A 20,832-nucleotide genomic window follows, 5' to 3' on the forward strand; every position below is an offset into this window, starting at 1 on the left:
TCAATGGGAAAAATCATTCTTTGGAATGATAGCTGCCTTGGCGGGTCTTGTGCCTATGATTCGATGGAAGCTTTTTTAGCAGGAAATCATTCTATGGAATGATAGTGCATGGCAGGCTGCATGGCCAAAGACAGACAATGAAGCGCGTGCCGGCGCGTCGTCGAGACGCCCGCAGTGCCTCTGCCTCCACCCCCTGCCGTTACCCCTTGCCTTGTCACCGATACTGTATAAATATACAGTCATCGTAACTATCCTAAATTCTCGTCGCTGTCGGCAAGCGACGCTAACTTCACATGACTGCGCCATCGCACGCAGCCGCGCCAAGAGCGGCGGAGGATCTGCCTTTCCCTGCGCCGGCGGCCTCAGGGTCTGCCTGGCCTGCCGCGGCCGGGCGCCAGCAGGCCCTGTCGGCGCTCGAGCAGCGCTATCCCGGGCTGTGGCGGGCCGGCCAGCTGGGCCGCGCCGGCGGGACCGCGGTGTGCCCGACGGGGTATGACGCGCTCTCGGCGGAACTGCCCGGCGGCGGCTGGCCGGCCGGCGGCCTGACCGAACTGCTGACCACGCAGGGGGGCGCCGGCGAAATGCGCCTGCTGCTGCCGGCCCTGCGCACGCTGGCCGGGGCGGGGCGGCGCATTGCGCTGGTGGCGCCGCCTTACCTGCCCAATGCGATGGCGCTGGCCGCGGCCGGGCTGCCGGCGCGGCAGTGCTACTGGGTGCGTGCTCCCGCCGAAGCGGCCAGGGCCGCGCAGCAGGCCGACATGCTGTGGGCCGCCGAACAGGTGCTGCGCAGCCAGGCTTTTGGCGGCGTGCTGGTGTGGCTGCCGGCGGCGCGTCCCGAGGCGCTGCGGCGGCTGCAGGTGCTGGCGCAGGCCGGCGACGCGGTGGCATGGGCATTGCGCCCGGCCGCGGCGCTGCGCGAGTCGTCGCCCGCGGTGCTGCGGCTGCTGCTGGCGCCGCTGCCCGGCAACATGCTGTCGATCACCTTCCACAAGCGCCGCGGGCCGGTGCGGGACACGCCGCTGCTGCTGCGCCTGGACGGCATGGCGGCGGCCACGCGCGCGGCCGCCTGGCCGGTCCCGGCAGGCGCACCTGCAGCAGCCACCGCGGGCGCGCCCGCAGGGCCCGAACCGCTGGCGCAGTCTTCTCAGCTTTCTTCCGATGCCGTACTGGATCGCGGTGCACCTGCCGCGCCTGCCCCTGGACGCCCTGCAGCCCAACTGGCCTGAGCTGGCGCCCGCCGCGAGCCCGCCTGCCGCCGCCGCCACCCTGCACCATGCGCTGCCGGTGGCGGTGATGGCGCGCGAGCAGGTAGTGCTGGCCAATGGCCCGGCCATGCAGCTGGGCGTGCGCTATGGCATGCGCCGCGGCGGCGTGCAGGCGCTGTCGGCCGATATCGTGCAGCTGGAGCGGGACCCGGCCGCCGAAGCCGCGCTGATGGAGGCGGTGGCGCTGGCGCTGCTGCGTTTCACGCCAGGCGTGACCGTCGACGAGGAGCCGGAGTCGGCCACCCTGATGCTCGATGTCAGCGCCAGCCTGCGCCTGTTCGGCGGCCATCGCGCGCTGTGCCGCGCGGTGCGGGCCTGCGTGCGCCAGCTCGGCACCGTGGCCCAGATGGGCTGCGGCCCGACCGCGCACGGCGCCGCGTGGCTGGCGCGCCAGCCGGTGCGGCGCACGCGGCGCGGCTTGGTGCGGCCCGGCCGCCGGGCGGTGGGCATGGCGCGCCTGCACCGGCTGCTGGACCGCCTGCCGGTGGAGGCGCTGCATACGCTGGCCGATCCGGCCTGGCTGGACGGCATCGGCTGCCGCACGCTGGGCGAGGTGCGGCGCCTGCCGCGCGCGGGGCTGACACGCCGGCTGGGCCCGGCGCTGCTGGCGCGGCTGGACCAGGCCTATGGCGAGGCGCCGGCGCGCTTTGTCTGGTTTGTGGCGCCACCCGCGTTTGCGCAGCGCATGGACTTGCCGGGCCGCATCGAATCGGCCGAAGCCGTGCTGGCCGGCGCGCAGCGGCTGCTGCTGGCGCTGGCGGGCTGGCTGGCGGTGCAGCAGGCCGGCGTCACGCGCTGCGTGCTGGTGCTGGAGCATGAGCGCTACCGGCGCGACGCGGCGACCGAAGGCACCGCGGTGCCACTGGGCCTGGCCCAGCCCAGCCGCGATCCCGCGCACCTGTCGCGGCTGTTGCGCGAAAAGCTCGACAAGCTCAGCTTCCATGCCCCCGTGACCGGCCTGGCGCTGCGCGTGGAGGCCATGGCCGCGTACGTGCCGCAAAGCGAGGCGCTGTTCCCCGAGCCCGGCGGCACGCCGGAAGACCTGGGGCGCCTGCTCGATACGCTGATGGCGCGGCTGGGCCGCGACAACGTGCTGCAGCCGCGGCCGCTGGCCGACCACCGGCCCGAGCGCGCCAACCGCTGGGGCCCGGTCGACGAGCCCGCCGGCAAGCCCGCCAGCCTGCCGGCGCCGCCGCCGGAGCGCCCCTTGTGGCTGCTGCCGCAGCCGCAGCCGCTGCCGGTGCAGCGCCACCGCCCCTGCCACGGCGGCCCGCTGGCGCTGCTGAGCCGGCCCGAGCGCATCGAGGCCGGCTGGTGGGACGGGGCCCTGGCCACGCGCGACTACTTTATCGCCGAGCGCGCCGACGGCCTGCGCTGCTGGATCTTCCGCGAGCGTCCGGGCCATGCCGCGCACGACGATGGCGGCGAGTACCGCTGGTTCCTGCATGGGTTGTTCGCATGAGCGCGCCGCCTTTGCCACCCTCGTTGCCGGCGTCCTTGGTGCCGGCGTTGCCGGATTACGTGGAGCTGCACTGCATCTCCAACTTCACCTTCCTGAGCGGCGCCTCGCACCCCGGCGAGCTGATCGAGCGCGCCTTCGGCCTGGGCTACAGCGGGCTGGCGCTGACCGATGAATGCTCGGTGGCCGGCACCGCGCGCGCGCACGATGCCATCGAGACCCTGCGCAAGCGCCTGCACGACGCGGTGGCGCGCAGCGCGGCACGGGGCGCGCAGGGCGGCGCGGAAGGTGTCGATGACGGCGCCGATGGCATCGACGAACCGCTGCTCGACGACGGCGATGCCTTCGGCAGCGGCGACGACGATCCCGGCTTCCATGCCAGCCGCCACCAGCGGCTGCAGGCGCTGGCCCGCGCCGCCGATGCCTTCTCGCTGCTGATCGGCAGCCGCTTCAGCCTGACCCCGGCCCATGGACCGGAGCAGGCGCCGCTGCGGCTGGTGCTGATCGCGCAGCACCGCGAAGGTTTCGGCAACCTGAGCGAGCTGATCACGCTGGGGCGCCGGCGCGCACAGAAAGGCAGCTACCGGCTCCATCCCGAAGACCTCGCCGCGCCGGCTGGCGACACCGCCCACCTGCGCGGCATGCCCGGCTGCGTGGCGCTGCTGCTGCCCGACTACTGCGCCGAGCCGGAACGGCTGCTGGCGCAGGCCGAGTGGTGCCGCGCAGTGTTTGGCGAGCGCGCCTGGATCGCGCTGGAGCAGTTGCAGGGCCATGCCGATGCCTTGCACCGCGCGCGCCTGGAAGCGGTTTCGGCGCAGACCGGCGTGCCGCTGGCCGCGGCCGGCGCGGTCACCATGCATGTGCGCTCGCGCAAGCCGCTGTCCGACGTGCTGACCGCGATCCGGCTGGGCCAGCCGCTGGCCGAATGCGGCATGGCGCTGGCGCCCAATGCCGAGCAGCACCTGCGCATGCGCCAGGTGCTGTCGCGCCTGTACCCGCGCGAGGCGCTGGCGCAGACGCTGAAGATTGCCCAGACCTGCGATTTCTCGCTGGCCACGCTGCGCTACGAGTATCCCGAGGAACTGGTGCCGCCCGGCGAGACACCGATCTCCTACCTGCGCAAGGAAGTCGAGCGTGGCAAGCACGAGCGCTTTCCCAACGGCCTCAAGCCGGAGTGGGAAGCGCAGCTGAAAGAAGAGCTGGAACTGATCGAGGAAAAGCACTACGAGCCGTTCTTCCTCACGGTGCACGACATCGTGCGCTTTGCGCGCTCGCGCGGCATCCTGTGCCAGGGGCGCGGCTCCGCCGCCAATTCGCTGGTGTGCTTCTGCCTGTATGTGACCGAGGTCAGCCCCGAGCAGGCCAACCTGCTGTTCGGCCGCTTCCTGTCACGCGAGCGCGATGAGCCGCCCGATATCGACGTGGATTTCGAGCACCAGCGGCGCGAAGAGGTGATCCAGTACATCTACGACAAATACGGCCGCCATCGCGCCGCGCTGGCGGCGTCGCTGATCACCTATCGTTCGCGCAGCGCCCTGCGCGACGTGGGCCGCGCGCTCGGCATCGACGCCAGCGTGGTCGAGCAGGTGGTCAAGGGCCAGGCATGGTGGGACGGCGGCCCGGGTTTCGTCGACAAGATCGCCCGCTACGGGCTCGATCCCGAGTCCCCGGCGGTGCAGCAGTGGGCCAGCCTGACCGCGCAGCTGCGCGGCTTTCCGCGCCACCTGTCGCAGCACGTGGGCGGCTTCGTGATCGCGCGCCACAAGCTGTCGCGGCTGGTGCCGATCGAGAACGCGGCCATGGCCGACCGCAGCGTGATCCAGTGGGACAAGGACGACCTGGAGTCGCTGGGGCTGCTCAAGGTCGACGTGCTCGCGCTGGGCATGCTGTCGGCGATCCGGCGCGCGCTGGAGATGATTCCCAACCCCAGCCCCGATCCGGCGCGCGCGGGCCTGCCGGCGCGCATGGAGGACATTCCGAAGGAGGACAAGCCGACCTACGACATGATCTGCAAGGCCGACACCATCGGCGTGTTCCAGATCGAGTCGCGCGCGCAGCAATCGATGCTGCCGCGGCTGCAGCCGCGCGAGTACTACGACCTGGTGGTGGAAGTGGCGATCGTGCGGCCGGGCCCGATCCAGGGCGGCATGGTCCATCCGTACCTGAAGCGGCGCGAGGCTTTCCGCCGCACGCGCAAGCCGCCGGTCTACTTCAACCAGGTGATCGAGAAGGTGCTGGGCCGCACCCTGGGCGTGCCGATCTTCCAGGAGCAGGTGATGCAGCTGGCCATCGACGCGGCGGGTTTTTCGCCCGGGCAGGCGGACCAGCTGCGCCGCTCGATGGCGGCATGGCGGCGGCGCGGCGACCTGCGCAGGCACCAGGACGCACTGGTGCGCGCGCTCACCGGCAAGGGCTATCCGGAATCCTTCGCGCTGGCGATCTGCAAGCAGATCGAGGGGTTTGGCGAATACGGCTTCCCCGAAAGCCACGCCGCCAGCTTCGCCAAGCTGGTGTACGTGAGTTCATGGCTCAAGTGCCACCATCCGGCGGCCTTCCTGTGTGCGCTGCTGAACAGCCAGCCGATGGGCTTCTATTCGCCCTCGCAGCTGGTGCAGGACGCGCGCCGCCATGATGTGCAGGTGCTGCCGGTGGATGTCACCATCAGCCGCTGGGACAGCACGCTGGAGCCGGTGGCGGAGGCCGATGCGGCCAACGCGGCCAACGCGGTCAGCACTCGGCAGGATCGGCCCCGGCATCCGCGCGTGCGCCTCGGCCTGGGCCGGGTCAAGGGCATGCGCGAGGCCGCGGCGCTGCGCATCGAGGCCGCGCGCGCGCAGCGTGCCTTCGACAGCGTCGAAGACCTGGCGCTGCGCGCCGGCCTGGACCGCCACGACATCGACGTGCTGGCCGCCGCCGACGCGCTCGCGCCGCTCGCCGGCAACCGCCGCCAGGCTCGCTGGCAGGCCCGCGCCGCGGCCGCGCATGCCGCGCACCGCGACCTGCTGTACCAGGCGCCGCCCGCCGAAGCCGCGCTGGCGCTGCCCGCGCCGCGCCTGGGCGAAGACGTGACCGCGGACTATGCCAGCCTGGGTTTGTCGCTCAAGTCGCACCCGCTGGCGCTGCTGCGGCACAAGCTGGCGGCGATGCGCTTTGTCACCGCCAGCCAGCTCGAACGCTGCGCCAACGGCCGCCGCGTGCGCGCCTGCGGCATCGTCACCGTGCGCCAGCGCCCGTCCACCGCCAGCGGCACCATCTTCGCCACCATCGAGGACGAGACCGGCAGCATCAACCTGATCCTGTGGCCCGACCTGGTCGAGCGCCAGCGCAAGGAGGTGCTGGGCGCCACGCTGCTGGGCGTGGTCGGCACCTGGCAGCGCCAGGGCGAGGTGCGCCACCTGGTGGCCAAGGAACTGGTGGACCTGAGCCCGATGCTGGGCCGGCTGCTGGTGGGGAGCCGCGATTTCCATTGACGTGCCGGCGGTGCGGCCCCTGGCGGCGCCGCGGCGCATTCGCCAATCCCCGGCGCGGCGGCCTTTGTTGTTCACGCAACTGTCATCAAGCGCGGTTAAGGTAGCGTCCGTCCACCACGGACGACACAGGGCGCTGCGCCCGGCCCGCGCCACCTACATCGGCGCTGCCGGCGCATGCGCCCCGCCAGCCTCACCGGGCTGCCCGCAGTATCTTGCCTGCCGCGCGGGCACGCTTCGCCCGCATTCCTGAACTACCCAGACCTGCCACAGACATGAAAACCCGCCTGATCGCCGCGGCCTTGCTGGCCGCCACGGCGAGTCCTGCCTTCGCCCTGAACATCCTGCTGACCAATGACGATGGCCTGACCAGCAACCTGAAGGCGCTGTACGACGCGCTCAAGGGCGCCGGCCACAACGTCATCGTCAGCGTTCCCTGCACCGGCCAGAGCGGCCGCGGCGCCGGCATCGTGATGTACAGCACCACGGTCATCGTGCCCGACAACGACAAGACCCAGGTCGAGGCCGAAGGCGGTTGCCACAACGGCGCGGCCAAGACCGGCGAGCCGGCGGTCGGGCCCTTCACCAAGGCGGGCTACACCAACGGCGATTACCACTACGCCCATGGCACGCCGGTGATGGCGACCATGTACGGCCTGGACGTGCTGGCGCCGGCACGCTGGGGCAAGGCCCCGGACCTGGTGCTGTCCGGTCCCAACGAAGGCCAGAACGTCGGCCGCATCGTCAACAGCTCGGGGACCGTCAGCAATGCGCAGTTCGGCGCGGCGCGCGGCATTCCGTCCATCGCGCTGAGCGCGGGCACGGACTCGGTCGACAATGCCGGCCTGGCGAGCCCGGTATCCGGCGTGGTCGCGCAGCTGACCATCAAGCTGCTCGGCACGCTGCAGGCCAAGGCCAACGGCGGCCCGCTGCTGCCGGCGGGCCTGGCGCTGAACGTCAACTTCCCGAACGCGCCGACGGCGGCCACGCCGTTCGCGTTCTCGCGGCATGGCACCTTCGACGCCTATGCGCTGAAGTTCAGCGGCACGGCGCCGTACGGGCTCGGCATCGGCGCCGGCACCGGCACGCCCACGGCCGCGCAGGCCGAGGACGAGTCCGTGGTCTACAAGACCAGGACGGCAGTGACCGCCATGCAGATCGGCTTCGACCAGCGTCCCGCCGGCCAGCAATGGCTGCGCCTGCGCCTGGGTGAACTGTTCGGCCAGTGAGGCAGGTCCCGATGAAACGCCTGATTTCCCTGTTTCCCCTGGCAGCCGTGCTGGGGCTGGCCGCCTGCGGCGGCAACGACACGCCCGACAACGGCGCACCGCCCGCCAGCGCGACATTGTCGGTCACCGACCTGGAGCCCGGCGCCTATGTCGTCAGCGTGGGCGATGCCGACAACCCGACCGTCGGCAAGTACTACGCCGGCTCGGACGGCAGCCGCTACCTGGCCCTGGCCGATGCCGAAGACAAGGCCACCGCCATCTACCGTCGCGACAAGGGCGGCAGCTGGGTCGCCGCACCGGGCGCGGACGCGGCTGCCAGCGTCAGGCTGCTGAGCCAGGCGGCGGTGCCAGCCGCAAGCGTCGACCTTGCCAGCGTGGCCGGCACTTACACCACGGTGCTGCCTGCCGGCGCCAGTGCCACCTTCACCGTCACCGCAGAAGGCAAGATCGTGCCCGGCGCTTCGGCATGCCAGCTGTCGGGAACGCTGGCCGCGCAGGCCATGCCCAATACGCTGGGCCTGAAGCTGTCCACGTCGGCCTGCGGCACGCTGCCCGCCAGCGCCACCGGGGTGCTCGCCATCGACGCCGACTACCAGCCGGCCGCATTCCGCCTGATCGCGGACGACGGCGCCCGCGTGGTGGACCTGTGGGCCTATCGCGACTGAGCGATGCCCGACCGAGCGATGCAGCCTGGCGTGCTAGCGCATTGCCAGGCTGCCGGCCAGCATTTGCTGCTCCGAAGGAAGTTCGCGGATGGCCCGGTTCAGCGTCGCGGTCGTGGTGGTGATGGCGGCGCCCAGGCTGGCGATTTCCTGTTGCAGCACCGCGATGCGGATGCGCTTCTGGTCCGGCGTGCCGGTGGGGGCGTTCTTCGCCGCTTCCAGCTCCTGCAGCTTGCGCGCCAGCTGCGCGCTCAGTTCGCGCAGGCGCTTGATCGCATCCTTGGCCTGATCGGGCAGGCCGCTGTCGTCGACATCGCTGTGGTCGCGCACTGAAGCGGCCTGGTTGCCGCCGGCCAGCGCCTGGCCCGGGGCCGAGATATGGATCTCGGCACTGGCCGCCGGCCGGGTACGAATCCCCGGCGCTTCGCTTGCGTTTTCGCTGGTGGAGGTGGCAGGGGTTGCCGCGGGGGCATCCATCGACACGGCAGCGGCTGCCCCGGCTGCAATCGGTTCGATCATCGTCACGGTGGTACTTTTCCTGGTTCGCCGGCGTTGGGCAATGCGTCCTCGGAAGCTGCCGGCTCCAGGCGGATATCGGCTGTTTCGAGCGCCGACTTGAGCTTGCGGCACGGCCATCGAGCCGCGGAAACCGGTGTGAAGACGCGCTGAAACCTTGACGCACAGACCTGACTGTTGCGACGGGGACGATGACGCGCCGATAGCGCGCCACCGCATACGCACGGCTTCCCTCAGGCATCCGGCGTGGCCGGCGCCGGGGTTGAGCCTGCTCGCCCGGCATGGCAGGATACGCCGATGCCTGCCGCGACCCCCGATACCGTGCTGCGCGACCTGGCCCGCCTGCGCCGGGTCCGTGACCGCATTGACCGCGACTATGCCCACCCGCTGGATGTCGAGGCGCTCGCACGCGACGCCCATATGTCGGCGGGCCATCTCAGCCGGCAGTTCCGGCTGGCCTATGGCGAGTCGGTCTATGCCTACCTGATGACCCGGCGCATCGAGCGCGCGATGGCGCTGCTGCGACGGGGCGACCTGACCGTGACCGAAGTCTGCTTCGAGGTCGGGTGCTCGTCGCTGGGCTCATTCAGTTCGCGGTTTACCGAACTTGTTGGCGTCTCGCCGAGCATCTACCGGCGCGATTGCGCGCGCCAGGCCGAGGGCATCCCGTCCTGCGTCGCGCGGCAGGTGACGCGACCGATCAGGAATCGAGAAGCGCCGCAGCCGTTGCCTGATTAGACTGCGTGGCGTGGATTCCGCATCCGCGCGGCGGCGGCCGCGGCCACCGCTTCCTTACCATCACGGAGACTGATCATGGACCTGACCATTCACTCGACCTTTCTTCCCCATTCGGATCCGGAGACCTCGCTGGTGTTCTACCGGGACGCCCTGGGCTTCGAGATCCGCAAGGACGTCGCCTTCGGCGGCTACCGCTGGATCACCGTCGGGCCGCAGGACAAGCCCGACACCTCCATCGTCCTGTACCCGCCAAACGCTACCCCGGGCGTCACCGACGAGGAAAAGCTCACCATTGCCGAGATGATGGCCAAGGGGACGTTCGCCATGCTGCTGCTTGGCGCCAAAGACCTGGACACCGTGTTCCAGCGGCTGCAGGACCGCGACGCCGAGATCGTTCAAGAGCCGACCGACCAGCCATACGGCGTGCGCGACTTCGCGGTGCGCGATCCGGCCGGCAACATGATCCGCATCCAGCAACTGCAATAAGCCGAGGCGCCGGCTGTACGCCGGCCCGCGGGACTTGCGCCCCAGGGCATTGCGGAGCGATCGGGTTATTCGATGGTGACCTTGCCATCCCTGACCAGCACCGCGAACTTGCTGGTCTCGTCGTTGATGCGCCGGGCAAACGCTTCGGGCGTGCTCGACATGGGCTCCGCACCCGCGGCCAGCATGCGCTGCCGGAAATCGGGCGAATTCACGATCTTGACGATCTCGGCATTCAGGCGCGTGACCACCGGCTTTGGCGTGGCGGCGGGGGCAAGCACGCCGAACCACGTGCCGATATCGAAGCCCTTGAGCCCGGACTCTTCCAGCGTCGGTACGTCCGGCAACGCGGTGGAGCGCTTGGCCGTGGTCACCGCCAGCGCCTTGAGCTTGCCCCCCTTGATATGGGGCAGCACCGTGGTCAGTGTGTCGAAGGACATCGATACCTGGCCCCCGAGCAGGTCGGTGGTCAGGGGGCCGCTTCCCTTGTAGGGCACATGCAGTAACTTCACGCCGGCGGTTGCCTGGAACTGCGTGCCGATCAGGTGTTGGGCGGTGCCGTTGCCATTGGAGCCGTATGACAGTTCCGGCGACGCCTTCCTTGCCAGCGCGACCAGTTCCGCGACATTCTTCGCCGGCGTCCTGGCACTGTTGATGACCAGCACATTGGGCACCATCGCCAGCGTGGAGACCGGCGCCAGGTCCTTCTGGAAGCTGTAGGGCAGCTTCTTGTAGACGGAGGTGGCGATGGTGTGGTGGACGGCGCCGATCAGCAGCGTATAGCCATCGGGCTTCGCCTTCACCACATAGTCGGCGCCGACGGTGGCGCCCGCACCGGGGCGGTTCTCGACGATGACCGGATGGCCCAGCGACCGCGACAGCTGGTCGCCGAGCGCGCGCGCCAGGACGTCCGTGGTGCCGCCCGATGGGAACGGCACCACCAGGCTGATGGGCTTGGCCGGCCAGTCCTGCGCCATCGCGGCGGCCGCGCCGCAAAGGCCGACGGTGAAGACCGACAGGCCGCAGAGGCGGCGGATGGTCCGGGTGGTGAAACGTTGCATGGTTGTCTCCTTGGTTTTTTGTGGCGTAGTGCGTGAGGGGGGCTATGTCGATGCCCGGGCTGCGCTCCCTGCTGCCGTCGGCCGGCAGCACCGGGCGGCCACGGCACGATTGCCGCGTGAAGCGGCGCTCCCGTAGCGGCGCGCCGGGTGGATCACTGGCATGGCGCGTCCCTCACTGAACTTGCGCAATGCGCAGCAGGTTGGTGGTGCCGGCCACGGTGAACGGCAACCCGGCCGAAATCACGATCGACTGGCCGCGTTCGCCAAAGCATTCCTTGAGCACGGTACGGCTTGCCAGTTCCGTCATTTCGAGCACGTCGACGACTTCATGGCACAGCACCGCGTGAACGCCCCACGCCAGCGCCAGCCGGCGGGCGGTGGCCATGCGCGGCGTCATGCCCAGGATCGGCACCTCGGGGCGTTCGCGCGCCATGCGCAGCGCGGAATAGCCCGAGCTGGTGTAGGCGACCGTCGCCGGCACCCCGAGCAGACCCGCCACATGGCGCACGGCGTAGCCGATGGCGTCGGCCGCCTCGGCGCGCGGCGGCGTGTGCGAGGCCTGGATCGCCTCGTGGTAGAGCGGGTCGGATTCGGTGCGCGTGATGATGCCGTTCATCATCTTCACGGCCTCGACCGGGTACCGGCCCGAGGCCGATTCGGCGGAAAGCATCACCGCATCGGCGCCGTCGTAGATGGCCGTCGCAACGTCGGAGGCTTCCGCGCGCGTGGGTACCGGGGCGGCGATCATCGACTCCAGCATCTGCGTGGCCACGATGACCGGCTTGCCCGCCTTGCGGCAGGCGCGCACGATCTGCTTCTGCAGCGACGGCACTTGCTCGGCCGGCATTTCCACGCCGAGATCGCCCCGTGCCACCATCACCGCGTCGGCTTCGGCGACGATGGCATCCAGGCTGTGGATCGCGGCCGGCTTTTCCAGCTTGGCGACGATGCCGGCGCGGTCCTGCACGACCGCCTTGATCTCGCGGATGTCTTCGGGGCGCTGCACGAATGACAGTGCAATCCAGTCCACGCCGAGCGCCAGGCCAAATTCCAGATCGCGGCGGTCCTTGTCGGTCATGGCCGAGAGCGGCAGCACCACGCCGGGCACGTTGACGCCCTTGCGGTCGGACAGCGTGCCGCCATCGACGACCGTGGTGTCGGCGAAGTCGCTGCCGCAACGGTCCACGCGCAGGCGGATCTTGCCGTCGTCGAGCAGCAGTTCGGTGCCTTCGCGCAGCGCGGCGAAAATCTCCGCATGGGGCAGGCTCACGCGCGTAGCGGAGCCGGGCAGGTCGTGGTCCAGGTCGAGGCGAAACGGGGCCTGCGCCGCCAGCCGGACCGGGCCCTCGGCAAACGTGCCGATGCGCAGCTTGGGGCCCTGCAGATCCAGCAGCACGCCGATCGGGCGGCCACGTTCCCGCTCGATGGCCCGGATCGTGTCGAGCCGCTGGCGGTGGTCATCGTGGCTGCCGTGGCTGAAGTTCAGGCGGAACACATCGGCGCCGGCGTCGAACAGGGCTTCGATGATCCCGGCCGAGGTGCTGGCGGGCCCCAGCGTGGCCACGATCTTCGCATTGCGAAGGCGTCTCATGGTGATGCTCCATCAGGGTGCGATCAGGATCGCGCGGAAATCATTGACGTTGGTAAGGGTCGGGCCGGTGATGACGGCATCGCCCAGTGCTTCGAAAAAGCCGTGCCCGTCGTTGTTCGCGAGGGCGTCCTGCGCGCGCAGGCCCAAGGCCCAGGCGCGCTGCAGGGTATCGGGCGTCACCATGGCGCCGGCAATCTGTTCCTGGCCGTCGACCCCATCGGTGTCGCCCGCCAGCGCATGGATGCGGCCGTCGCCACGCAGTGCCAGCGCGAGCGCGAGCAGGAATTCGACGTTGCGGCCGCCTCGTCCCGTGCCCCGCACGGTGACGGTGGTCTCGCCGCCGGACAACAGCACGCACGGGGCGGGAAAGAGCTGGTGGTGGGCCGATTCGAGGGCAAGCGAGCCGAGTACCAGCCCGACATCGCGCGCCTCGCCCTCGATGGCATCGCCCAGCAGGTACACGCGGAATCCCGCCTCGCGCGCGACGGCGGCAGCCGCCTCCAGGGCCATGCGGGGCGTGGCGATCAAGGTGGTGTCGATGCGCGGCAGCCGCGCATCGCCGGGCTTGATGGTTTCAGCGACTTCGTGCTCCAGCACGCGCATGACGTGCGCGGGCACCGCCAGGCCGTAGCGGCGAACGATATCGAGCGCGTCCTGGCAGGTGGTGGGATCCGGCACGGTGGGACCCGAGGCGATGTCGATGGGGTCATCGCCCGGCACGTCGGACAACAGCAGGTTGCACACCCGCGCGGGGTAGCAGGCCGCGGCCAGGCGCCCGCCCTTGATCGCCGACAGGTGGCGCCGGACGCAGTTCATCTCCGCGATCGTGGCCCCGGACCTGAGCAGCGCATGATTGACGGCCTGCTTGTCTTCGAGCGAGAGGCCCGCCAGCGGCAGCGGCAGCAGCGCCGACCCGCCGCCCGAGACCAGGCTGACCACCAGGTCGTCCCCGGTCAGGCCGGACACCCGCTCCAGCATGCGCCGCGCGGCGTCATGCCCGGCGGTGTCCGGCACCGGATGCGCGGCTTCCACCACCTCGATGCGCTCGCACGGCACGGCATGGCCGTAGCGCGTGACGACGAGACCCTCCAGCGCCCACGGCCAGGCGGCTTCGAAAGCCTGCGCCATGGCTGCCGATGCCTTGCCGGCACCGATCACGATGGTGCGGCCCGGCGGGCGTTCGGGCAAATGGTGCGCCATGACCCGCGCTGGCTGCGCGGCGGCGACGGCGGCGTCGAACATGCGGCGCAACAGGGCCGAGGCGGCTGGTGTAGGGAGGGTCATCGTCATTGGCGTCGATGCGTCGGTCCGGGGTGAGCATCGGCAGCGCGGCATTCGCTCTGCGATCGATGCAGCGGCGCGCCTGCCGGCGGCCCGGCCGGAACCGGGGCGCCAGGGGGCTGCGGGAAAGGCAGGCGGCAAGGCCGCCGGGCGGGACCCCTTACGCGGCCTTGGGCTGACTGCTTGCCGCCAGCAAGTCGCACACGGCCCGGGTCACGTCAACCGTCCTGGCCTGGCCGCCCAGGTCGCCGGTATGCAGCGCCGGATTGGCGGTCACGGCTTCGATTGCCGCCATCACGCGTTGCGCGGCGGCGTGCTCGCCCAGGTGTTCCAGCAGCATGACCACCGACCAGAACGTGCCGACGGGGTTGGCCAGGCCCTTGCCCATGATGTCGAAGGCGGAACCGTGGATCGGTTCGAACATCGACGGATAGCGGCGCTCCGGGTCGATGTTGCCGGTGGGCGCGATGCCGAGGCTGCCGGCCAGCGCGGCGGCCAGGTCGCTGAGGATGTCGGCGTGCAGGTTGGTGGCGACGATGGTATCGAGCGTCGCGGGACGGTTCACCATGCGCGCGGTGGCGGCGTCGACGAGTTCCTTGTCCCAGGTGACATCGGGAAAGTCCTTCGCCACCTGCACCGCGACTTCGTCCCACATGACCATGGCATGGCGCTGCGCGTTGGACTTGGTGATCACCGTCAGCAGCTTGCGCGGACGCGACTGGGCCAGCCTGAACGCGAAGCGCAGGATGCGCTCGACCCCGACCCGCGTCATCATCGAGACATCGGTGGCGGCCTCGATCGGATGGCCCTGGTGCACGCGGCCGCCGACGCCGGAGTATTCGCCTTCCGAGTTCTCGCGCACGATCACCCAGTTCAGGTCTTCCGGCGCGCAGCGCTTGAGCGGGCCATCGATGCCGGGCAGGATGCGGGTCGGGCGCACGTTGGCGTACTGGTCGAAGCCCTGGCAGATGTTCAGGCGCAGGCCCCACAGCGTGATGTGGTCGGGGATCTGGTTGTCGCCGGCCGAGCCGAACAGGATGGCGTCCTTGTCACGCAGTGCGTCCAGGCCATCCGCCGGCATCATCACGCCGTGCCGGCGGTAGTAGTCGCCACCCCAGTCGAAGTTCTCGAATTCGAAACGAAAGCCGGCGCCATGGGCGGCCAGCGCTTCCATGACCTCGCGGCCGGCGGGTACGACCTCCTTGCCGATGCCGTCACCGGGGATGGTTGCAATCTTGTACGTCTTCATCGTTCGTCTCCTGTCAGTTCTGGAAATCCGTTGGGTGCCCGGCATCGCCGCCGTGAGCGTTGGAGGGATTCTGGTAGGTGGACGAGGTGTTGGATCGGGGCTAAAGTTAAACCATTATTAACTTGGGGTTGAAGGTGAGACATGGCGGCCACTAGTGCGATCCAGCCCTCGGAGCTGGGCTTCTTCGCCGCGCTGGCGACGGCCGGCAGCCTGAGCGCCGCGGCACGCGACCTCGGTATCACCACGGCGGCGGTCAGCAAGCGGCTGGGGCAGATGGAGGCGCGCATCGGCATGCCGCTGGTGATCCGCACCACGCGGCGCATGAGCCTGACCCCGGAGGGCGAGGTGCTGCTCGAGCACGCGCGCCGTATCCTGGGCGAGCTGGACGACCTGGAGCAATTGCTGACCAGCGCCAAGGGACGGCCCAGCGGGCTGCTGCGCGTCAACGCCACGCTCGGTTTCGGGCGCATGCACGTGGCGCCGGTTATCTCGGACTACAGCCGCATGTATCCCGAGGTCGATGTGCAACTGCAGTTGTCAGCCGACCCGCCGCCGCTGACAGAGGACGCGTTCGACGTTTGCGTGCGCTTCGGCGAGCCGCCGGACGCCCGCATCGTGGCGCGCAAGCTGGCGCCGAACCGGCGCTTGCTGGTGGCGTCGCCGGCTTACCTGCGCAGGCACGGCACCCCCCAGGCGCCGTCGGACCTGCCGCGCCATAACTGCATCGGCATCCGCCAGGGCAGCGATGCCTACGGCGTCTGGCGACTCACCCCAGTCAAGGGAGCCAGGGCGCGCACCGAGGCGGTCCGCGTGCGCGGTAACCTGACCACCAACGATGGCGAGATCGCGGTCAACTGGGCGCTGGAAGGGCACGGCATCGTGCTGCGCGCCGAATGGGATGTCGACCGCTACCTGCGCAGCGGCAGGCTGGTACAGGTGCTGCCGCAGTACGCGACGCCGGAAGCGAACATCTATGCCGTTTACCAACAGCGGCATCAGCTGTCGTCGCGGATCCGGCTGTTCGTGGAGTTCCTGGCCGACAAGTTCGCGGCATTCGGTCAGTAGGGCGGTGTGCCTGGCACGCGAACGGGTCGATAGAATGCGTCCGTGCGTGCGATCGAGGAGAGCATCGTCGCGCTACGCAAGCGTTCGCGGTAATGGATCGCCAGCCACGCGCAATGAAGCGCAGGGGTTGGCAGACACACTGCGTCCGCCGGAGTATCCCGGCTACTGCAAGCGCAAGCGCGGCGCTACGTCGCAAAAGGCCGGGCATCCTTGCGCCGCGACCTGGCGTCATCCGAAAGCCATTGTCATCCGCTGTAGCCCAGGCACGGGCGCGATGGCTGCGCCAGGTTCAGCTCGAACCAGTCGGCGGTGAGCGTCGCGACCTCCTCCAGGGCCTTGCGATCGTCGAAGCCGCATCCGCTGGCCGGCACCAGCCTCAGTTGCCGGGGGCAATGCATCTGTTCGAAGGCAAGATGATTGATCCGGATGCTCTCCGGATTGCCGCTTGCGCAGATCAGCAAGGCAGGCGTCTCGAGCCGCCGCAGGGCCGCGTCGCCCGCGAGGTCGGTTCGACCTGCCACGCAGGCGACGGCGCCAGGTCGTGCTGCGCTGTCCACGGCCGCGCGCAGGGCTGCCGCCGCGGCGGTACCGGCGCTGAGCAAGCCGACGGGCAGGCCGGCGAAGGGGGTGCCGGCACGCAGGAAGCTCAGGGTCCGAACCAGCCTTGCCGCCAGTTCATCGACGTCCGATGGCGGCGCGTCGTCGCTGCGGCTATCGGGCTTCAGGTCGACCAGCATCGTCGCGAGTCCTTTCGCGCGCAGCTTGCGTGCCAGGTATTGGCTACGGGCGGCGCGCCGCTGCGCGCCACCGGCATGCACCATTACCGCGACGCCGATGGGGTTGGGCGCGCATTCGAGCATGGCCCGCAGACGGGTTGTGCCGCAGGGAATCAGCATGGCCTTGCTCAGCGCGGGCACGCTTGCCACCGCATCGCGCCCGGCGCGGCGCGGGGCTGGCGCGGATGCCATGCTGGTCAGCTGCCGGACCCGGTCATCACTGACCAGCTGGAACTCGTGATAGAAGTGCGCCAGGCTTTCGATGCGGTCAGGCGTATCGAGGCAGACGATTTCATCGGCCAGCGCCCGGAGCTGGTCCAGCCCGGCCCTGGTGGCGATCGGCAGGGCGCATATCAGGCGCGCGGGGTGCCGCTTGCGCAGGCTGGCCAGCGCGGCGTGCATCGTCGCGCCGCTCACCAGGCCGTCGTCGACGACGATCACCACGCGCCCGCCCGGGTCCGCCGGCTTGCGAACCGGTGTATAGACCGCGCGCTGCCGGCACAGCTGGTCGAAGTGGGCGCCGCGCAGGCTGCCGGCGCCGCTGCTCGCCTGCGCGCCGTTGGTATGCCAGGCCTTGCCCGTGCCGTCCAGCGCCACGCCCGCATCGATCCGGCGCGCCATCACCAGGTCGAAGTCAGCGCCCAGGGCGTCGGCCACCACGCGTCCGACCGGCACGCCGCCGCGTGGAATCGCCAGCACCAGCGCGCCGGTTCCGCGATAGGGACGCAACGCCGAGGCCAGTTCCGCGCCGGCATGTTCGCGCGTCTGGAAACGAGTCTGGTATCGGCTCATCGATAAGCCCTGCCGGCGATCTATTGACATAGGTTCAGCACCGCGGCGCCGGCAAGGCGGCCCTCGCGCAGTGCGGCCAGCGCCTCGTTGGCTTGCTCCAGCGGATAGGCGGTAGTGTGCGTCTGCAGCGGAATGCGGGCGGCAATATCCATTAACGCCTGGCCATCGGCGCGCGTAAGGTTGGCGACGGAACAGAGACGTCGTTCTTCCCAGAGCAGTTCGTAAGGCATGCCCGGGATATCGCTCATGTGAATCCCGCCGCAGACAACCACGCCACCCTTGTCCACGGCGCGCAGCGCTCTGGGAATCAGTGCGCCCACCGGAGCGAAAATCAGGGCGGCGTCCAGCGGCACGGGCGACTGCAGTTCGCTCGAGCCGGCCCAGCACGCGCCGGTCTGGAAGGCGAGTTGCTGGGCGCCTGTATCGCCGGCGCGGGTGAAGGCGTAGACTTCGCGGCCTTGCGCCACGGCGATCTGCGTCACCAGGTGGGCGGCGGCGCCGAAGCCGTAGATGCCGATGCGGCGCGCATGGCCTGCTGCGCCAGCCATGCGCAGGGTGCGGTAGCCGATCAGCCCGGCACACAGCAGTGGCGCGGCGTGTTCGTCGTCGTAGGCCGGTGGGATGCGGAAGCAGAAGGCGCTGTCGGCGATCGCATACTCGGCATAGCCGCCATCGCGGGTATAACCGGTGAAGAGCGGCGCGCTGCACAGGTTCTCGCGATGACGCAGGCAATAGCGGCACGCGCCGCATGCATGTCCCAGCCACGGCACGCCGACGCGGTCACCCGGCTGGAAGGCGCTGACGCCGGCGCCGCAGGCATCGACCTGCCCGACGATTTCATGCCCCGGAATGAGTGCCGGCTTGGGATGGCGCAGGTCGCCATCGACTATATGCAGGTCGGTCCGGCATACGCCGCAGGCCGTCACGGCGATGCGGACCTCGCCGGGGCCGGGTTCCGGCACCGGCAGCTGACAAAGGCGCAGCGGCAAGCCGGCGCCTTCGAAGACCATCGCTCGCATGGTTGGGCCTGGCATGGGGTAGGGTCGCGCAGGGCTAGCCTTCGACTTCGCTGCGGACCAGCAGCACCGGCTTGGTCGTCCTGGCCAGCACGCCTTCCGACACGCTGCCCATCAGCAGGCGCCGTACCCCGCGGCGGCCGTGCGTGCCGAGCACGATCAGGTCGGCGTTCCAGGCATCGGCGTCGGCCACAATGGTCGATGAGATCTTGCCCGGTGCCACCGGCTTTTCATCCAGCTGCACCAGGTTCGGCACGCCTGCCTCGCTGAGCCTGACGGAGGCCGCATCCAGTGCCTTGCGGCCATGCGCGATGATGCTGTCGACCAGTTCTTTCGGGTTGAAGTAGCTGGCTTCGAAGAAGACATCGGTGTCGTCCGCTACGAACAGAGCCTTGACCTCGGCGCCGGTCGCCTTGGCGATGATGATGGCCTGGCTCAGGGCTAGGTCCGAGGAGCGGCTGCCATCGACGGCGAGCAGGATGCGCTTGTACATGATGAGTCTCCTGGTGGGAAATGTGCGGAACCGACGGTTGCGAGGCGTTGCATCCAGCGTAGATGCCGGCGTGGCCGCGCGTTTGACGTGCATCAATCTGAAGCGGCACGGCCGCCTCCTCTTTGATCCCGTCCAGCAGTGGGGTGATGGTGACGAGACTTTGGGGCTGCACAGCCGGCCTGTTGATCTGCGTCGAGCGCGGCCGCGCGCGGCTGCCTAGACTGTCCTGTAGCGGACCGGGATGCCGGGCATGGCTGGCGACAGCGTTGCCGGATTGCGGCCAGCGATGCACGGGCACGTTTGCGCCCCGAGTGGCGCCGACGATCGCCGCAAGCACCATTGCGCGCCGCCTGGCCGCTCAGACGAACCGAAGATCGGAAACCATCATGGACTTCAGGACTATCCTGGTCGACCTCAGCGAAGACGCTGCCCGGTCCGCGCGCATTGAAACCGCGGCACACCTTGCCGCAAGGTCCGGCGGCACCGTGGTCGGCCTGACCGCAACGGGGACGCACCTGGAACCCTTCCGCGGCGCAGGCGAGGGAGCCGGGCAATACGCCGCGCTCTCCGCCAGCCATATGCAGGCCCTGGCAGACGCGCACAGGAACGCACTCGACACGCTCGCGCGGCAGGTGTCGCCCGGCATTGCCACGCGGCACGTCGTGGTCACGGCGGAATCCGGCTGGGCGCTGGCCGACGAGGGACGCTTCGCCGATCTCGTGCTGCCGGCACCCCCCTCCGCGCCGGCCGATGTGCCGGGCCTGCTGGCCGGGGTTGCCGAGTATGCGATGCTCAACGCCGGCCGGCCCATCCTGCTGGTACCCGGCGATCCGGTCCCGCGCATTGGCGGCCATATCGCCATCGCCTGGAACGGCGGCCGCGAGGCCGCGCGGGCGGTAGCCGACGCACTGCCCTGGCTGGTGCATGCCAGTACCGTCTCGGTGCTGATCGTCAGCGCCGGCAAGCGCGACGCCGACGCCGAGGCAGACGGTTTCGTTGCCAGCGCGGACCGGCTGACCGCCTGGCTGCTCGCGCATGGCATTGATGCGGCAGTACTGGCCCGCGAGGGCGACCCGGACCACGTGTTGCCCGCACTGGCCAGCGAGATCCACGCGGACCTCCTGGTCGCCGGCGGCTATGGTCGCTCGCGGCTGCGCGAACTGGTGCTGGGCGGAACCACCCGTGTCTTGCTGCGGCAGTCGGCCTTGCCGGTGTTCATGTCGCATTAGGCCGGCATGAGCCGGCCTGCAATCGGCTTACGCGTCGGGCGCGTGGCAGACCACCTCGATATTGTGCTCGTCAGGTCCGATGACGAACGCCGCATAGTAGTTGGCGTGGTAGTGCGGACGCAGCCCTGGTCCGCCATTGTCCGTGGCCCCCGCGGATAGCGCCGCGCGGTGGAAGGCGTCGACCTGCTGCCGGCTCTCGGCGGTAAACGCGAGGTGCAGGTGCGCGGGCTTCTCGTCGGTCTGGAACAGGCACAACGACGCCTTGCCCTTTCCGCTGAGCTCGACACCGTAGGCCGGCGGCCCCTCCGCGACCACCGCCAGACCGAGCGGCTCCAGCGCCTTGAGGAAAAATGCCTTGCTTGCTGCATAGTCGCTGACGCCGAATTTGACGTGGTCAAACATGGGTTCTCCTCAGTCGTTTTGTGTGCCCGCGTTGCGCCTGCTGCCGGAGGACGGTGAC

The 20,832-nt window shown here is 69.8% G+C and carries 18 protein-coding genes; 9 read left to right on the top strand and 9 right to left on the bottom strand.

The annotated features are described in order from the left end of the window. Positions 1 to 293: 293 nt before the first annotated feature. The 5 genes from imuA to A3AG_RS0121765 all read left to right on the top strand — a co-directional run bounded on the left by imuA (position 294) and on the right by A3AG_RS0121765 (position 8,085). Positions 294 to 1,226 carry a translesion DNA synthesis-associated protein ImuA gene (gene imuA, locus A3AG_RS0121745; protein ID WP_018007468.1) on the top strand — a complete coding sequence of 311 codons (933 nt, stop codon included), beginning with the start codon at positions 294 to 296 and terminating at the stop codon, positions 1,224 to 1,226. Next, positions 1,159 to 2,727: a Y-family DNA polymerase gene (locus A3AG_RS0121750; RefSeq protein WP_018007469.1), complete on the top strand. Its 1,569-nt coding sequence runs from the start codon at positions 1,159 to 1,161 to the stop codon at positions 2,725 to 2,727. The genes imuA and A3AG_RS0121750 overlap by 68 nt, the downstream gene beginning before the upstream one ends. Next, on the top strand, positions 2,724 to 6,194 hold the full coding sequence (locus tag A3AG_RS0121755; protein WP_018007470.1) for an error-prone DNA polymerase: 3,471 nt from the start codon (positions 2,724 to 2,726) through the stop codon (positions 6,192 to 6,194). Before A3AG_RS0121750 ends, A3AG_RS0121755 begins: the two co-directional genes overlap by 4 nt. A 272-nt stretch (positions 6,195 to 6,466) precedes the next feature. After that, entirely contained in the window at positions 6,467 to 7,420 is a 954-nt protein-coding gene (locus tag A3AG_RS0121760; protein ID WP_018007471.1) for a 5'/3'-nucleotidase SurE, read from the top strand. An 11-nt stretch (positions 7,421 to 7,431) separates the two neighbouring features. After that, on the top strand, positions 7,432 to 8,085 hold the full coding sequence (locus tag A3AG_RS0121765) for a YajG family lipoprotein (RefSeq protein WP_018007472.1): 654 nt from the start codon (positions 7,432 to 7,434) through the stop codon (positions 8,083 to 8,085). Between the two features lie 33 nt (positions 8,086 to 8,118). On the opposite strand, the gene A3AG_RS0121770 is transcribed toward A3AG_RS0121765, so the two are convergent. After that, the gene (locus A3AG_RS0121770) at positions 8,119 to 8,601 is read right to left on the bottom strand and encodes a hypothetical protein (protein ID WP_018007473.1); all 483 of its coding nucleotides are present in this window, start codon (positions 8,599 to 8,601) and stop codon (positions 8,119 to 8,121) included. A 294-nt stretch (positions 8,602 to 8,895) separates the two neighbouring features. Here A3AG_RS0121770 and A3AG_RS0121775 point away from each other — a divergent pair, with 294 nt between their 5' ends. After that, positions 8,896 to 9,336, top strand: a complete 441-nt coding sequence (locus tag A3AG_RS0121775) for a helix-turn-helix transcriptional regulator (RefSeq protein WP_018007474.1) — start codon at positions 8,896 to 8,898, stop codon at positions 9,334 to 9,336. Between the two features lie 75 nt (positions 9,337 to 9,411). Next, on the top strand, positions 9,412 to 9,822 hold the full coding sequence (locus A3AG_RS0121780; protein WP_018007475.1) for a VOC family protein: 411 nt from the start codon (positions 9,412 to 9,414) through the stop codon (positions 9,820 to 9,822). Positions 9,823 to 9,887: 65 nt separating this feature from the next. On the opposite strand, the gene A3AG_RS0121785 is transcribed toward A3AG_RS0121780, so the two are convergent. The 4 genes from A3AG_RS0121785 to A3AG_RS0121800 form a co-directional block, all read right to left on the bottom strand. Then, complete coding sequence (locus A3AG_RS0121785; protein ID WP_018007476.1) at positions 9,888 to 10,880, bottom strand: Bug family tripartite tricarboxylate transporter substrate binding protein; 993 nt, start codon at positions 10,878 to 10,880, stop codon at positions 9,888 to 9,890. A 172-nt stretch (positions 10,881 to 11,052) separates the two neighbouring features. Then, the gene (gene pyk / locus A3AG_RS0121790) at positions 11,053 to 12,471 is read right to left on the bottom strand and encodes a pyruvate kinase (protein WP_018007477.1); all 1,419 of its coding nucleotides are present in this window, start codon (positions 12,469 to 12,471) and stop codon (positions 11,053 to 11,055) included. Between the two features lie 12 nt (positions 12,472 to 12,483). Continuing rightward, the gene (locus A3AG_RS0121795; protein WP_026164382.1) at positions 12,484 to 13,755 is read right to left on the bottom strand and encodes a glycerate kinase type-2 family protein; all 1,272 of its coding nucleotides are present in this window, start codon (positions 13,753 to 13,755) and stop codon (positions 12,484 to 12,486) included. Between the two features lie 157 nt (positions 13,756 to 13,912). Continuing rightward, a complete protein-coding gene (locus A3AG_RS0121800) occupies positions 13,913 to 15,001 on the bottom strand; it encodes a tartrate dehydrogenase (protein WP_018007479.1) in 1,089 nt (362 codons plus the stop codon). Positions 15,002 to 15,142: 141 nt separating this feature from the next. Between A3AG_RS0121800 and A3AG_RS0121805 the strand changes: the two genes are divergently transcribed. After that, entirely contained in the window at positions 15,143 to 16,066 is a 924-nt protein-coding gene (locus A3AG_RS0121805) for a LysR family transcriptional regulator (RefSeq protein ID WP_018007480.1), read from the top strand. Positions 16,067 to 16,311: 245 nt separating this feature from the next. Here the strand turns inward: A3AG_RS0121805 and A3AG_RS0121810 are convergent, their stop codons facing one another. Genes A3AG_RS0121810 through A3AG_RS0121820 form a run of 3 tightly spaced genes read right to left on the bottom strand, consistent with a single transcriptional unit; the run spans position 16,312 to position 19,143 of the window. Further along, positions 16,312 to 17,634, bottom strand: a complete 1,323-nt coding sequence (locus A3AG_RS0121810) for a phosphoribosyltransferase (protein ID WP_018007481.1) — start codon at positions 17,632 to 17,634, stop codon at positions 16,312 to 16,314. Positions 17,635 to 17,654: 20 nt separating this feature from the next. Beyond that, the gene (locus A3AG_RS0121815) at positions 17,655 to 18,668 is read right to left on the bottom strand and encodes a zinc-dependent alcohol dehydrogenase family protein (RefSeq protein ID WP_018007482.1); all 1,014 of its coding nucleotides are present in this window, start codon (positions 18,666 to 18,668) and stop codon (positions 17,655 to 17,657) included. A gap of 19 nt (positions 18,669 to 18,687) precedes the next feature. Beyond that, on the bottom strand, positions 18,688 to 19,143 hold the full coding sequence (locus A3AG_RS0121820; protein ID WP_018007483.1) for a universal stress protein: 456 nt from the start codon (positions 19,141 to 19,143) through the stop codon (positions 18,688 to 18,690). Positions 19,144 to 19,529: 386 nt separating this feature from the next. Here A3AG_RS0121820 and A3AG_RS0121825 point away from each other — a divergent pair, with 386 nt between their 5' ends. After that, positions 19,530 to 20,372 (top strand): universal stress protein, encoded by an 843-nt coding sequence (locus A3AG_RS0121825; protein WP_018007484.1) that lies wholly within the window; start codon positions 19,530 to 19,532, stop codon positions 20,370 to 20,372. Positions 20,373 to 20,399: 27 nt separating this feature from the next. On the opposite strand, the gene A3AG_RS0121830 is transcribed toward A3AG_RS0121825, so the two are convergent. Continuing rightward, a complete protein-coding gene (locus tag A3AG_RS0121830) occupies positions 20,400 to 20,774 on the bottom strand; it encodes a VOC family protein (RefSeq protein WP_018007485.1) in 375 nt (124 codons plus the stop codon). Between the last annotated feature and the right edge of the window lie 58 nt (positions 20,775 to 20,832).

Origin of the sequence: Cupriavidus neocaledonicus, from assembly GCF_000372525.1 — a bacterium.
In the GTDB taxonomy this organism is placed as follows: Bacteria; Pseudomonadota; Gammaproteobacteria; order Burkholderiales; family Burkholderiaceae; genus Cupriavidus; species Cupriavidus neocaledonicus.